The sequence below is a fragment of the Nostoc sp. WHI genome, from assembly GCF_015714725.1.
Classification (GTDB): domain Bacteria; phylum Cyanobacteriota; class Cyanobacteriia; order Cyanobacteriales; family Nostocaceae; genus Nostoc.
Window position 1 is genome coordinate 1 of the sequence record NZ_WBKM01000377.1, and the last position, 15,152, is coordinate 15,152.

At 42.2% G+C, this 15,152-nt stretch carries 14 protein-coding genes; 5 read left to right on the forward strand and 9 right to left on the reverse strand.

Features of this window, described 5'->3' with window-relative positions; genetic code table 11:
* Positions 1–2,166: heavy metal translocating P-type ATPase (locus F8S12_RS39100; protein ID WP_230968583.1), on the reverse strand; the 2,166-nt coding region annotated here is incomplete at its 3' end.
* 474 nt (positions 2,167–2,640) lie between these two features.
* Positions 2,641–2,916 (reverse strand): TM2 domain-containing protein, encoded by a 276-nt coding sequence (locus tag F8S12_RS39105; RefSeq protein WP_196521666.1) that lies wholly within the window; start codon positions 2,914–2,916, stop codon positions 2,641–2,643.
* Between the two features lie 216 nt (positions 2,917–3,132).
* On the opposite strand from F8S12_RS39105, the gene F8S12_RS39110 reads away from it, so the two are divergent.
* Positions 3,133–3,387, forward strand: coding sequence for a hypothetical protein (locus tag F8S12_RS39110; RefSeq protein WP_196521667.1), 255 nt, complete (start codon positions 3,133–3,135; stop codon positions 3,385–3,387).
* Between the two features lie 194 nt (positions 3,388–3,581).
* Here F8S12_RS39110 and F8S12_RS39115 read toward each other — a convergent pair whose 3' ends face one another.
* Positions 3,582–5,156, reverse strand: coding sequence for a CPBP family intramembrane glutamic endopeptidase (locus F8S12_RS39115; RefSeq protein WP_196521668.1), 1,575 nt, complete (start codon positions 5,154–5,156; stop codon positions 3,582–3,584).
* A 112-nt stretch (positions 5,157–5,268) separates the two neighbouring features.
* Between F8S12_RS39115 and F8S12_RS39120 the strand changes: the two genes are divergently transcribed.
* The gene (locus tag F8S12_RS39120; RefSeq protein ID WP_196521669.1) at positions 5,269–5,967 is read left to right on the forward strand and encodes a Uma2 family endonuclease; all 699 of its coding nucleotides are present in this window, start codon (positions 5,269–5,271) and stop codon (positions 5,965–5,967) included.
* 441 nt (positions 5,968–6,408) lie between these two features.
* The gene (locus F8S12_RS39125; protein ID WP_196521670.1) at positions 6,409–7,293 is read left to right on the forward strand and encodes a P63C domain-containing protein; all 885 of its coding nucleotides are present in this window, start codon (positions 6,409–6,411) and stop codon (positions 7,291–7,293) included.
* 87 nt (positions 7,294–7,380) lie between these two features.
* On the opposite strand, the gene F8S12_RS39130 is transcribed toward F8S12_RS39125, so the two are convergent.
* From F8S12_RS39130 to sufB, 6 genes are all read right to left on the reverse strand, one after another.
* Positions 7,381–8,013, reverse strand: a complete 633-nt coding sequence (locus F8S12_RS39130; RefSeq protein WP_196521671.1) for a Uma2 family endonuclease — start codon at positions 8,011–8,013, stop codon at positions 7,381–7,383.
* 113 nt (positions 8,014–8,126) lie between these two features.
* Positions 8,127–8,726, reverse strand: a complete 600-nt coding sequence (locus tag F8S12_RS39135; RefSeq protein ID WP_196521672.1) for a hypothetical protein — start codon at positions 8,724–8,726, stop codon at positions 8,127–8,129.
* Positions 8,727–8,829: 103 nt separating this feature from the next.
* Positions 8,830–10,092 carry a cysteine desulfurase gene (locus tag F8S12_RS39140; RefSeq protein ID WP_196521673.1) on the reverse strand — a complete coding sequence of 421 codons (1,263 nt, stop codon included), beginning with the start codon at positions 10,090–10,092 and terminating at the stop codon, positions 8,830–8,832.
* A gap of 28 nt (positions 10,093–10,120) precedes the next feature.
* Positions 10,121–11,485: a Fe-S cluster assembly protein SufD gene (gene sufD, locus F8S12_RS39145; protein ID WP_196521674.1), complete on the reverse strand. Its 1,365-nt coding sequence runs from the start codon at positions 11,483–11,485 to the stop codon at positions 10,121–10,123.
* Positions 11,485–12,276, reverse strand: coding sequence for a Fe-S cluster assembly ATPase SufC (sufC, locus tag F8S12_RS39150; protein WP_196521675.1), 792 nt, complete (start codon positions 12,274–12,276; stop codon positions 11,485–11,487). The genes sufD and sufC overlap by 1 nt, the downstream gene beginning before the upstream one ends.
* Positions 12,277–12,392: 116 nt before the next feature.
* Positions 12,393–13,832 (reverse strand): Fe-S cluster assembly protein SufB, encoded by a 1,440-nt coding sequence (gene sufB / locus F8S12_RS39155; protein WP_196521676.1) that lies wholly within the window; start codon positions 13,830–13,832, stop codon positions 12,393–12,395.
* 242 nt (positions 13,833–14,074) lie between these two features.
* Between sufB and sufR the strand changes: the two genes are divergently transcribed.
* Both sufR and F8S12_RS39165 read left to right on the forward strand, forming a co-directional pair.
* Positions 14,075–14,758, forward strand: a complete 684-nt coding sequence (gene sufR, locus F8S12_RS39160) for an iron-sulfur cluster biosynthesis transcriptional regulator SufR (RefSeq protein WP_196521698.1) — start codon at positions 14,075–14,077, stop codon at positions 14,756–14,758.
* A 104-nt stretch (positions 14,759–14,862) separates the two neighbouring features.
* Positions 14,863–15,123: a hypothetical protein gene (locus tag F8S12_RS39165; RefSeq protein ID WP_196521677.1), complete on the forward strand. Its 261-nt coding sequence runs from the start codon at positions 14,863–14,865 to the stop codon at positions 15,121–15,123.
* The last annotated feature ends 29 nt before the right edge of the window (positions 15,124–15,152 follow it).

Here is a 15,152-nt window from a genome sequence, read left to right on the forward strand (position 1 = left end):
GTGGGGAGTTTTCTTTGTCCCCTTGTCTCCTTGTCCCCCTTGTCCCCCTTGTCCCCTTGTCCCTTCTAACTGAAGAGACTGTATTGCAGCCGCCTTTTTCGCTGGGGGGACACCCGCTATTACATCAGCGCTGTCTAATCCTAGTTGTTTGGCTATGGCGTTAGCTGCTTCTTTGCGATCGCCACTGAGCAGCATTACCCGTAAGCCCATCTGACGCAATTTGTCTACGGTGGTTCGAGCATCTGGTCTGAGAGGATCAGAAACAGCAATTAATCCGGCTAAAGTTCCGCCAACTGCTACACAAACGACTGTTTTTCCATCTGTTGCCAAATCCTGTGCTACCTGTTGTGCAGTTTCGTTAATCGCAATGCCGTGCCAATTCAACCAGTCCCAGTTACCCAATAGTACAACTGTACCCTCTACTACAGCAGACACCCCTAGCCCTGGTTCCGTGTGAAAATCCCTAGCCACTGGAATAGATAACTGTTGTCGCTGTGCTTCTTGGTGAATCGCTCTTGCTAGAGGATGGTGAGTACCGCTTTCTACGGCTGCTGCTAATTGTATTAGGGAGTAGGGAGTGGGGAGTCGTGAGTGGGGTTCCCTACTCCCTACTCCCCACTCCCCACTCCCCATTTCCTCAATTAACAAGCAATCGGTCACGAGGGGATTACCTGTGGTCAGAGTGCCGGTTTTATCAAAGACTACGGTATTCAGCTGATATACTTTTTCCAAAACATCGCCGCCTTTGATTAACAGACCCCGTTCTGCGCCCATAGCAGTCCCGACAAGAATGGCTGTTGGTGTGGCAAGTCCCAACGCACAGGGACAGGCGACTACCATAACTGCGATCGCTAGTTTTAAGCTGATTAGGAGTCCTGAATGCTGAGTGGGGAGGGCTGTTAGCGGATAGCTATGGTTTAGCCCGTGGGGAGGGCTGAGTACTAAATGGTCAGCCATTTCCATACCACCAGACATGGTGATATCAGTCCAAATGTGAGTACCGAAAAAGTACCAAAAAACCAAAGTCAATACAGATGCTGTCAGTACCCCGTAGGTAAAGTAACCGGCTACTGTATCTGCTAATTTCTGTACCGGGGCTTTCCGAGTTTGGGCGGCTTCTACTAGGGTGACAATTTGAGCTAAAGTTGTATCACTTCCAATACGCGTTGCCTGAATAGCGATCGCCCCTGACTGGTTTAGCGTCCCTCCTGTCACCATATCTCCCGGTTGCTTGATTACTGGCACGGCTTCCCCAGTCAGCATTGACTCATTGACCGTTGTTTGACCAGCCACCACTTCACCATCGACGGGGATTTTATCACCTGGCAGTACTTGTAACCATTCACCAACACGCACCTGTTCAGCAGGAATTTCTACACTAGAAGACCCCACTCCTCCTTTCTCAGGGTTTGCAATCAATCGCGCTGAGAGTGGCTGGAGTGCTAGCAATTTCCTAAATGCGGCGGCGGCGCGACCTCTAGCTTGTTGCTCTAATGTTCTTCCCAAAAGAATAAAGCCCAGCATCATTACTGGTTCGTCAAAGAAGCACTCCCAACCCATTTGGGGAAAAAGCAGCGCTACTAAACTAGCGATGTAGGCTGTCAACGTTCCTAATCCGATCAGGGTGTTCATGTTGGGCGCATTTCGCCGCCAGCCTAGCCAGCCATCTATTAAAATTGGACGACCGGGAATTAGTAATGCCACTGTTGCCAATCCACAGTGGAACCAGATGTTATTCAACACTGGCAGCACTGAACTACCAAGATTGCCAAAATGTCCACTTCCCGACAATATCAGCAACACCGCAGCGATCGCCAACTGCCTCAGAGAAGAGCGCATTTCTCGGCGTTGTCGTTCTGCTGGGTCTGATAAAGTAGATGTCTCACCTGCTACTGTGCCACTAGCTTTTCGGGGTTGAGTTGGGAATCCAACGGCTGTTAATCGCTGTGCTAGTGCATCTGCATCTACCGCACCAGTTTCTGACTCTACAACTGCTACCTCTGTGGCCAGGTTCACACAGGCACTCTTAACTCCTGGATGTTGGGTTAGCTGTCGCTCTACTGCGTTTACACACCCAGCACACTTCATCCCCCCAACATCTAAAATAATTTTCTCTAAGATTGGGGCAAGTTCTGGGGCTAGCTTAGTTTTCGGGACAAGTTGCATGGCAAGTTTTTAGATTCGCTACAGAAATTCAACGCCTGACTAAAAGCGTCTCTAATTTGAGCGTAGACTAAATATCGAACTACGACTGAATGTCAACCATATTAAAATTATTAATTTATCGTACTTCCTTGAGTATCAACGTCGGCTCCAGCGTAGGTAAGTTACATAAATAATAGCTCCAACCTGCATTGGCATAAGGACAATTAGGCTTTTTAAGAAATAATTGATTTCCAAATGAGACATAACACTGAAATATCCTAAGCCCAATAAGAGGAACATCACCCAGGTAAGCTGTTGCTGTTTAGGTTTGAGAATGAGCATATCAATAGAAATAAATATAATAGTCGGTCAAGTTAAAATTGATGGGTAAGAAAGTTTGTAGTAAGTAGGACTTACGCAAACAATAGCTGAAACCCTGATTTGTAGGTAGGGGCAATTCATGAATTGCCCCTACCCCGTGTAGTTTTAAAAGTCCTAGAACCACCCCTGCTTATTCACAAAGTAGGTATTTACAAATCCTTCAGGGGACTTGTTCAAGTAGATCATGCCTTCAATTAAACCCACAAGTTGCATAATTAACAAGGCAATGCCGTAGGTGAAAGAACCCCCAACTACAGAAATCACCAACATGATCAAACCTTCTGGGGCGTATCCTAAAATAAACTTATGAACCCCAAATGCTCCAAGGATAATGCCACAGTAACCAGCTAGAAGTTGTTTGGTAGGGTGAGTGGGGTTGAGATTTGCCATAATAAGTGCTGCTCCTTGATAAGTGAGGTATAAAAATAAAGTCTTTATTGGAATGAAAGTGAGTAAATGTATTTACTTAATAAATAGATTTTTAATTTTTCCAGTATAAGTAAGCCCCAAGACGAATAAGCAAAATTAGCGTGCTTCTATTCCAGAGGGGACGCTAAGATATCTTGCGGCATAGCCTGAAAATCTCGCCCTCTTTAATGACTTTCGATGGATTTGATGATCGCAAACCGTGATGTGGCAGTTTTGCAGATTTTAGGTAAGACACTCAATAATCAGCAAAAACTGCTACATACACCACTTTTTACAAGTCTGTCAGTATTATTTCCGGATTATTTTGCGATCGCATCAATCAAAAGGATAAATGATACCTTGATTGTTGGAGTGATATCGACTCTAACAATGGCATCAATAGCAACAGCAGCAACACTTAAAGTCAGTGTTGAGAGAGAACGTAACCCCTGAAGAAAGCACTGTTGTGACTCCTTTATGAGTTGGTTTTTACAATGGTAGCTTTGATATCTTTAACTTGGGGTAGTCTGCTTTAAATAGTCTGGAACGTTTAGCTGAGGATGGCAATACGGCACCAATTGCCAGTTGTGATTGCTGGGGCATCGTTTTCGTTGCGAACAGCCTTAATAGTGTACGTATATTTAGTATTAATTGCTGCCTATAATAAACAGACTTAATAATGTACCACTATTCCAGAGGCTGTGGAGGAGCATAGGAGCGAGGAGGTTGCGCGATCGCGTGTAAACTACCCCCAAAACAATGCCTAATGAGGTCAGGGGCAGAATTTCCGACAAGCTGAGATGAGCGATCGCAAACAACAAACTACTGATAAAAATCGCTCCCCACACGGGTAAGTAACGAGTTAGAGAGGGTAACAAAAAGCCGCGAAAGAGAATTTCTTCAAAAAATGGAGCTGCGATCGCTGCTGTAAAGAAAAATATGCCAAGTGCTACACCATCTTGGCTTTCTAGTGCCAGTTGCAACAGAGGGTTACTACCACCCTGTCCTTGCCATAGCTGTTGATTAATCAAAGATACCACCACAACTATAGGTAAAGCCGTGCAATAGCCTCCCAGTCCCCACAAAACCCAGTTATCTTGAAAACGGAAGCGAAACCAAAATTCTGGTAGTGGAAAAAAGGGCTTTAAAGAGAAATACAGCACTAACAGCGCACCTAATGCTACCAGTGAGTAACTAACCAAGACAGAAAACGCCTGAAGTCGCACATCAACAATGGGACGCGGGATGGGTAGCAGCGATATCATCAAGGGCACAAAAATTTGCCCCATTAAGAAAAAGCCGACGACAAAAACCTGCAAAATTGTTTCACCATCCCAAGGTGTTGACCAAAGGATATCAGCATTTTGAGCTAGTAACGAGGTTTTTCCTTTCAACAAGCGTTGAGCAAATAAGAAAATCAGCAGTATTAGACCAATTAAAGCTGCCAAGGTGGGAATAGTCCCAATAACTGCTAATTTAATCACCGCTTGAGTAGCAGATTCTTGTTGTGCAGCTTTAACTGCTGATAAAGCGTCTTGTCGTTGCTGGAGTTGGTATAGCTTAACCAAAGCAGTAGAGCGAAACCAACCTTCTAAATTCTTTTGAATCGGTTGTTGAGCATTCTGGAGGATACGGGAAGGATTGCTCCAAAGTCCACTCAATGCAGCAGCAGTTTGTCCAAATTCTGGATTAATATCTGAGCGTTGTTGTAACTCGCTCCAAGTTTTGAGGGCTGTATCTGTCTGTCCTTGCTGTGCTTGTAAAATTCCCAGCCGCAGGTCTAATTCAGCCAGTAATTTTTGGAGTTGCTTGGACTGCTGTAACTGTTGCTGCTGACCCTGTTGAGAGGTTTTAGTAGTCGGAGGAACGTCAGGTAAAGCTTTCGGAGGTGTGGGAGTTATTTCAGGTTGAGAGCGTAATTGTACAAGTTTGGTGTTAACTTTGTCCAAATTAGCTTGAACTGATTCACGCGCCTCCTCATACTGCTTTGTAGCGCCCTCCAGGGGTTGCTGACCAAGTATTGCTTCCCGAATCGCCTGGAGATTGTCATCTTTGCTATCTTCTGATTGCCAAGCTTGGGCTTGTAAAGCAATATTGGTTTGGTACAGTTCTAGGCGACTTTGAAACTGAGGTTCTTGCCAACTACCGAATAAAGCCGAAACTGCCAACAGAACTGCTATCGGCGTCAGTATAAAAATTAAAATCAACCGCTTGAGTGTCATCTATCCCTCTTTTACTAACCAGTGGAGAGCGCGTCTCTCTTGCGAATTATCGCAAGAAAAAGTCAGAGGTGGATAGATATCATCAATATTATAAGTTTGCGTCGCACCCACCATGTTAAATTACAACCCATTGCACTGCTTACCCTCCGCCGAGGATCTGCCCGATTCTGACGATGAACCGGTGGATAATCAACTACAACATTTGATTCCTGGCTTGCTAGAAGCCATCTTAGCTTGGCTGTGGACAAGCCGGATGGATTGGTTTTTTGGGGTTGATATGGGTATTTATTACGATCCTAAACTACCGCAGATTGTGCCCGATGGATTTTTAAGTTTAGGAGTCGAGCGAGTTTTTGATGAGAACTTGCGTTTAAGTTATGTGTTGTGGGAAGAAAAGGTGATGCCAATTATGGCACTAGAAGTTGTTTCTCACAGACGACGTGGGGAATACACCAACAAAAAGAAACTTTATGCTGAGATGGAGATTTTGTATTATGTTGTCTACAATCCCCAACGCCGTAGAAAACCACCTTTAGAAATTTATCGCTTTGTAAATGGTGAATATGTATTGCAGCCAGGAAATATAGTTTGGTTATCAGAGATAGGTTTAGCAATTGGTTATGAACGGGGAACCTATCAGGGAATTACGCGGGATTGGTTGTATTGGTATGACAAACAAGGAGTCAGATATTTAACACCAGAAGAACGTGCGATCGCTGCCGAACAACGCGCTACTACTGCCGAACAACGCACTCAAAGGCTGGCAGAAGAATTGCGAAGGTTGGGGATAGATCCAGATTCTTTGAGTTGATTTTGTGGGGTGCGATCGGTTTGATTAACTAATAGTTCATTCAGATAAACCTAGTCTTTCCTTGACGGATTGCCAAATTGAACCTTGGTTTGGGTTTTGGTGAATATAACGATATTAATGTTAGGAATTTACTTGAAAATGTATCTGGGATATCTCGACACTAGCTTGAGTATAACTTGAAAGTAACTTTCAAAAAATGAACTTTTTTGACTTCCGACTTCAACTTACAACTTCACCAGCTAGTTGGTGGAAGTTGTAAGTTAGGAGTTGCGACCGCGCTCCGGCTGCGTTGATTATTGCATTGATCGGCGTTGCGGACTGTCTCTTTTATCTTTTTACAGGCATAAGTTAGTTTAACCGTACCAGTGGTATCACTTATTGGCAATTGTAATATTTTTGCAGTATAAAGGACTGTACTTTTAAATCTTTGCGGTGCTTTTTATGGTTAAAATTACTCATTCAGGACAAATAAATTTGGGAAATTTTAATGTTGATTGCTATGTTCTTGAGGATGGTAGAAGGGTTATTTCTGGAATGGGTATGCAGTCAGCCTTAAAAATGCTTGACGATGATAGTCAAGTTGGTGGTTCTCGATTAAACAGGCATTTGAATCAAAAAAGTTTAGAACCTTTTTTTTTGAAAGCTAAGGAGGAAGGACATCTTGATCCCATCATTTGTTATAAAGGAGAGCAAAAAATAAATGGATATGAATCTTATACTCTTTTAGATATTTGTGATGCTTTTTTAGAAGCTAGAAAAAACATAGAACTAGGGGAGAGACAAAGAATAATAGCAGAGCAGTGTGAAATTATAGTTAGAAGTTTTGCTAAATTAGGTTTAATAGCTTTAATTGATGAGGCTACAGGATATCAACATGAGAGAGAAAAGAATGAACTTCAAAAACTCATAGATATTTATGTTAGTGAAGAATTACGTGCTTGGCAAAAAGTTTTTCCTGATGTTTATTATCAAGAAATTTTTAGACTGAGGGGGTGGGATTTTAACGTAACAGGTATTAAAAAACGTCCTAGCGTTGTTGGTACTTGGACTAATAAATTTATTTATGAGCAATTACCCCCTGGTGTTTTAGAAGAACTCAAAAATAAAACTCCTAAAACTGACTCAGGTAACTATAAGGCAAGATTTTTTCAAAGTTTAAGTGAAGATATTGGCGATGTACATTTAAAATCACAGTTAAATTCTGTCATTACTTTGCTTCGAGTTTCTGATACATGGGAGGAATTTATTAGTAAGTTTAATAAACTTATTGATCATCGTAGCGAACAACTTGCTTTAGATTTTAATGATTTTACTGATTTAGAGTAGCTTTAAAAGCGGCTCTATAGCGATGATAGATAAACGATCATCCCCGATGAAGAAGTGCGATCGCGGTCATTATCAATGAGGCACACTTTACTCTATCTTTCCCCGCACCCAAGCGATGAAGGATTGCACCAAATCAATTTCATCCATAGTTTTACTTTGCTGGATAAATCTATTCATATCACTAACAGAAATTAAAGGAAAAGCTATGCTAAACTTAATCTCAACATATTGGCTTTCTACTAATTGATAAAATTTTAAAACTTCCCCGTTATATCTCCATAATTCTCCTACACCTAAAGCCGCATAAATATTAAATTTATTAATAGAACTGCTAGTAATATCAATTTCAACGGCTAAATCTGGTGCTGGGTCTATTCTTAAATCTAATTCTTGTTTACCTCTGATTAGTGGCTCATTTTGAATATAATAGCAACTATCGGGTTCTATTCCCTTTGTTATTGGTTGACGTTTTAATGTTGTAGAACCAGCACTTCTAATTTTAATTTTTAATTCCACTGCTAAAGCGAATATAAATCGGTCAAACTGAATTTTAGGATTTTCGTGTTCAAAAAGTGGAGTCATGATTTCTAAAACACCGCAGTCATAAGCAAACCGAGAACCTCTATCTTCACCTGTGTCTTTCAGCAAGGCTTCAAAGGTTTCCCAGCTAATGTTATGTAGCACTGTTCTTTGTTCAGCAGGCGTTGACTTGACAAGCATATTAAAATAATTCGTAATTCGTAATTCGTAATTCGTAATTCGTAATTAAGATTTGTAACGGTATTTAGACGCTGCCACAAAACTTACGAAATCCCTAGAATTAGTTAAAATACTTATTCTGTCAGGATGTTAGATAAAATCCCGATAATTTTACCTATGTCATTAATATAATACTCGCCCAATTCAATTTCAATCACTTGTCCAATAAGTTTCAAAAACTTCCAGCTAGTTCCAGTGGTGACAGTACCATAAATCGTCTGAATGTTATTACCCTCACGGTCATTAAACAATTTAGCTGCTAACATCTCTGCTACACACTGACCTAATCCGGCATTGATATTTTCTTTTTTAGCTTCTACAATTATGACAACTGGCGCGTTCAGAATTAGTAACTCTGGTGAACGGCTAATAATAAAATCGCAATTTCCATTTAAACCTTGTGCTGAATCAACAGTAAAATCGATCCCCGAAAATAAGCTTATTTGATTATTTAAATATTTCCTTACAGCAATTAAAACAGGTGCAATAATCATCTCTGAACGAGATTTTTCTGTATTACTAGCAAGAGCTAAAGGTACATTTTCCCGCAATAATTCTGCAAGTAATGGTGGACAATCTACTTCATGCACAGATGCAAATATATCAGTTTTATCAGAAATAGTTAAGCCAAAGGTTTTTCTAACTCTGTCTAAAGTAAAGTCACTGTATGACACTTTAGTTGCTCCTGTAAAGAATCCAGATAATTAAATTGTGCCAATTATTAGCAAGATATGTTGCTGATATTTGGCACAATCAGTGTCCGAATATTTTGTAACTTTAAGCAAGGAAACCTGCAAAAAAGTCCAGAGTTTCCTTCAGTGCTTTGATGAAAATATCAATTTCCTCGCGGGTGTTGTAGAAAGATAGGCTTGCTCGTGCGGTTGCAGGAAGACCTAAGTAACGGTGTAATGGTTGAGTACAATGGTGTCCAGAACGGATAGCAACGCCTTCTTGATCTAATAATGTAGATAAGTCATTGGCGTGGACTTCCCCGGCGGTGAACGACGCAAGAGCGGCTCTACCTTCCCCTTTAACATTTGGTTTGGGGCCGTAAATTCTAATTTGGGGAATTTGCTCTAATTGTTGGAACAAATAAGCTGTTAATTCTGCTTCGTAGGCGTGGATTTTATCCATGCCGATACTACTAAGATAATCGATCGCAGCACCAAGTGCGATCGCTTCCCCAATTGCAGGTGTACCAGCTTCAAATTTATGCGGTAATTCTGCATAAGTAGAATGGTCTAAATACACCTCTGCAATCATCTCACCACCACCAAAAAATGGTGGCATTGATTCTAACAATTCCAACTTGCCATACAAAAATCCTATCCCAGTTGGAGCGCACATTTTATGACCAGATGCTACCAACCAATCACAATTTATTTGTTGTACATCGACAAGCACATGAGGTACACTTTGGCAAGCATCAACTAAGAATTTAGCACCGTATTGGTGAGCGATCGCACCAATTTCTGTCACTGGATTAACACAACCCAAAGTATTAGAAATATGCACCACTGACACTAATTTAGTTTTGTTGGAAATTAGCTTTTTAAACTGTTCCAAATCAAAAGTTTCTTCTGGTGTTAGTTCCACAAACTTAAGTAATGCACCCGTTTTTTGTGCTACTAATTGCCAAGGGACAATATTACTGTGGTGTTCCATCACCGACAGAATAATCTCATCCCCCATCTGCAAATTGTTCATTCCCCAGCTGTAAGCTACTAGATTAATCGCCTCAGTTGCGTTGCGGGTGTAGACGATTTCCTGACGCGATGCAGCATTGATGAATTTGGCAATTTTATCTCTAGCACCTTCATAAGCATCGGTAGCTTTAGCACTCAGAGTATGGGCACCTCGATGCACGTTAGCATTATATTGCTCGTAATAATCCCGCAAGGTATTTAATACGAGCAAAGGCTTTTGCGATGTCGCAGCATTATCGAGATAAACCAAAGGTTTCTCGTTGACTTCCTGATGCAAAATTGGGAAGTCAGCGCGAACTTGATCAGCAATAGTTTTGGTAGTGATGAAAGTCATTGGTAGATTAATTATTGGTCATTAGTAATTAGTCATTAGTCAGGGACTTAAGATTATTAACTGTGTTTAAAAGGATTTGTCGCAGAGAGGTAACAGGTATTTGGTTGATAACTTCAGCCGCGAAGGCGTTAATTAACAACTTCCGAGCATCATTTTCATCAATTCCTCGACTTTGCAGATAGAATATTTCATCATCTTCCAATTGGCTAACGGTAGCACCGTGAGCGCATTTGACATTATCGGCAGTAATTTCCAATTGGGGTTTGGTATCAATTCTAGCTTTAGATGATAGCAGCAAATTCCGATTCATCTGGGTTGCATTTGTCAACTGCGCCAGCTTGGGAACAAGAACTTTACCATTGAATACTGCATGAGCGCGATCGCCTACAATACACTTATGCAATTGCTTACTTATACCATGAGGATAATTAAGTGCGATCGCGCTGTGAGTATCAGCCAACTGCTTACCGGAAATCATCGTCAAACCGTTGAGAGTAGTTTCTGTCTGTTCACCAGTTTGCAAAATCTCTAAATTGTGCCGTGACAGCTTCGCGCCTAAAGTTATGGCATGACAAGTATATCGACTATCACGAGATTGTGCGATCGCAGTTTTCCCAATGTGAAAAGCCTCTGCACCTTCTTGCTCAACCCTAATGTGAGTCACCTCAGCATTGTCACCCACCCAAATTTCCGTAACCGCATTGGTAAAATAAACTCCTTCCTCTGTGCTTCTGCGGTTCGTATACTCTTCAACCAACGTCACCTGCGAACCACTTTCCGCCACCACCAAACAACGCGGCTGCAAAATCGTCGGCGTCTCAGCAGCAACCGAAATAAACAGCAGATGAATTGGTGTTTCAACTACCACATTCTTTTTCACCCACACCACAGCTGCATCAGTTATCCCAGCCGTGTTAAGAGCAGTAAAAACTTCCTGCGCTCCCTCAGCTTGAGCTAAATACTGCTGTACACCCTCCTGCTCAACCACAGGTAAGCTAGCCAAATTACTCACCACAATACCAGGTGGTAAATCTGTGACTGCTGATAACTCCGGTGCATAAACGCCGTTGACAAATACCAAACGACGGTTAGCAGCTTCGCTTAGAGTCAGCGATGAGATATCAGTTTGTATTGATTGCATCTCTACATTAAATTGCAGTTGTCGCAGAGATGACAAATCAGTAAATCGCCATTCTTCCTCGCGGGTAGTCGGGATAATTGAGTGACGTACCCAATTAGCAGCACTTTGGCGTAATTCCTGCAACCAACCTTCTGTTTTATTTGCTGTTACTTGATTTAACAACCCAGTCAGATAATCATCTCTATCTAACATCGATGTCAAACTGACTGCATTTGAATTAGGTATTGCACTAGGAGATACTTGAATATTCATTACACACCCACCTCAGCAGTTGCAAACTCTTCCAGCACCCAGTCATAACCACGAGACTCTAATTCTAGTGCCAGTTCCTTACCACCACTCGTAATAATCTGCCCTTGTGCCATCACATGCACAAAATCTGGCACAATATAATCGAGTAACCGTTGGTAGTGAGTAATCAAAATTGTGGCATTTTCAGGAGTTGCCAGTTGATTTACCCCATTCGCCACAATTCGGAGCGCGTCAATATCCAAACCCGAATCTGTTTCATCCAGAATTCCCAACTTTGGTTCTAGCAGAGCCATTTGCAGAATTTCATTCCGCTTTTTCTCACCACCAGAAAAACCTTCATTCAAACTCCGACTGAGAAAACTGGGATTCATCTTCACCACATCCAGCTTTTCCTCAATCAAATCGTCAAAATCAAAAGCGTCTATTTCCTCTAAACCTTGCGCCTTGCGACGGGAATTGTACGCCACCCGCAAGAAATCTAAATTGCTCACACCCGGAATTTCTAACGGATACTGAAACGCCAAAAATATACCACTTCTTGCCCGTTCTTCGGGTTCCAATTCTAGGAGATTTTGCCCCTGGAAAATCACCTCACCGCCAGTCACCTGATATGATGGATGCCCAGCCAACACCTTAGAAAAGGTACTCTTACCAGAACCATTCGGCCCCATAATCGCATGGATTTCACCCGATCGCACCTCAAGATTTACACCTTTAAGAATCGGTGTTCCATCAACATTAGCCGTCAGATTCCTTACTGACAGCACAATTTCACTATTTTCAATAATCATGTTCTCTCTTCTCTCTCTTCTTTCTTAGTTCGTAGTAAGTGCTTTAGCGCTTTCCTCCAGCACTAAAGTGCTGACTACAAGCGTTAATTTTTTCGCTTCATAGCGATTTTCCAGCCCTATCCAACACTGCCTTCCAACTTCAAACTCAACAACTTATCAGCTTCCACAGCAAACTCCATCGGTAGCTGATTAAAAACATCTTTACAGAAGCCGCTAATCATCATCGAAATTGCATCTTCTGAAGAAATACCCCGTTGAGCGAAGTAAAATAGCTGATCTTCCCCGATCTTAGAAGTAGAAGCTTCATGCTCCACCTTCGCAGTGTTATTTTGCACCTGGATGTAGGGGAAAGTGTTCGCATGGGCATTATCCCCAATCAGCATTGAGTCGCACTGAGAATAATTTCTCGCTCCTTTTGCCGTCGGGTTAACTTTCACCAAACCCCGGTAGCTATTGCTGGATTTACCTGCGGAGATTCCCTTAGAAATAATTGTACTGCGGGTATTCTTACCTACGTGAATCATCTTACTGCCGGTATCGGCTTGCTGCATATGATTTGTCAGCGCCACTGAGTAGAACTCACCCACAGAGTTATCACCTACCAACACACAGCTAGGATATTTCCAAGTAATTGCCGAACCTGTTTCTACTTGAGTCCAGGAAATCTTGGAATTTACGCCCTGACACAAACCGCGCTTGGTGACAAAGTTGTAAATACCGCCTTTACCATTGGCATCTCCAGCGTACCAGTTTTGGACGGTGGAATATTTGATTTCGGCGTTGTCGAGGGCGACGAGTTCCACGACGGCGGCGTGTAGCTGGTTGCTGTCATACATCGGTGCGGTGCAACCTTCGAGGTAAGAAACATAACTACCTTCTTCGGCGACAATCAAAGTCCGCTCAAATTGTCCCGTGTCACCTGAGTTGATGCGGAAGTAGGTAGACAGTTCCATTGGGCATTTAACGCCTTTAGGAATATAGACAAAGGAACCATCGCTAAATACGGCGGCGTTCAAGGCGGCAAAGTAGTTGTCAGCTATGGGAACAACGCTACCCAGGTATTTTTTGATCAATTCTGGGTGTTCTTGCAACGCTTCGGAAAACGAGCAGAAAATAACACCATCTTCCGCTAGCTTTTCCTTAAATGTAGTGGCGACAGAGACGCTATCGAAAATCGCATCGACGGCCACATTTGCCAGTCGCTTCTGTTCAGATAAGGAAATGCCTAACTTCTCGAAGGTTTCTAAAAGGGTTGGATCAACTTCGTCCAAGCTGTTTAGTTTTTCTTTCTTACGTTTTGGCGCTGAGTAGTAAATGATATCTTGATAATTGATTGGCGGATACTTGACATTAGGCCAAGTTGGTTCTGTCATTTTTTGCCACTGGCGATAAGCTCTGAGGCGAAAGTCCAGCATGAACTGCGGCTCGTTCTTCTTAGAGGAGATTAAACGAACAACATCCTCGTCTAGTCCACGCGGTATAGTGTCGGACTCAATATCAGTAATAAAGCCGTACTTGTAGGGTTGGTTGACTAAGGTTTTGACAGTGGCACTCATCGGTAATAATCTCTCGTGTTCTAAACTCTTTAAGGATGGGAGACAAGCTTTTGGCTAGCCGATTTCCATCTCGCGTTACGGAATGGTTACACGGCTGTTAGAATAAGGGTGGAGAATAAAACAACAGCTGTGTTGTTTAATATATCTTCATTTTACGCTAAATTAACAACAACAATGTTGTCAAAGTCAAATTTTAAAAGAAATTTTTGGGACGTTCGCTGAACGTCTCGCACCACATGAAGATGGCGACTACCCACCAGTCCTCAACCAAGCAAGATATCCTAGAGTATCTGCACAAACACGAAAAAGCAACGGCTTTGGAGCTATCTGAAGTTTTAGACGTTACTCCCCAAGCGATTCGTCGTCATCTCAAAGATTTGGAGACGGAGGAGCTAGTTTTGTATTCGACATCAGTGCAGGCGGCGGGGATGGGGCGGCCACAGCACCTTTATCAACTGAGTCGTCAGGGACGCGATCGCTTGCATCGAACAATGAGCGATCGCTTTGGTGATGGCCATGGTCATTTTGCGGTTTCGCTGCTAGATACCTTAGCCGAAACGATGGGACACGACCAATTTAAGTCGATTTTACAGAAACAGTGGGAACGCAAAGCCCAAGAATACAGCGATCGGGTGGGTAGGGGTTCACTGCGAGAACGTGTAGCCAACTTAGTAGAGTTCAGAAAAGCGGAAGGCTTCATGGCGGAGTATCACCCGGTTGATGTGAATGACGCAATTGAGAGCGATCGCTTTATCTTAATGGAACATAACTGCGCCATTTCTAACGTTGCCGAATCTTTCCCCAGCATTTGTGGTCACGAATTAGAAATGTTTGCTGCCGTATTATCAGATTGTACCGTAGAACGCACCCACTGGATTATCAACGGCGAACATCGTTGTGGCTATTTGGTACAAGCTCGTAAGTAAAAGTTTCATAAATAAACTCGGTTTTACATCTAGCTTCGGTAATACATAATAGCTGCATAGTTACTACCCATTATCAATAATCGACTAAGTTTGAAATAACATTTATGGATGTATCACCACAGCAACCATCAACACAATTTTTAACCCTAGAAGAGTCAGCAAAAGTAGACGCGGCTTTGTTATCTTCCCCAGAAAAGTTTTTAACGCGATTGACAATTTCATCACTTAAGGTTTTGAAGCATATCGCCCAAGAGTACAGCGTTGCTATTGAAGATTTGACAGCACAGCAACTAATTGCCTGGTTTGAAAAAGATAGTAAAATTCGTCGTGAGCAGGGAATTGAAGCTGCATACCTGAAGTGGTGATTGAAAAATCTAGTAAGAAAATTTTTTGA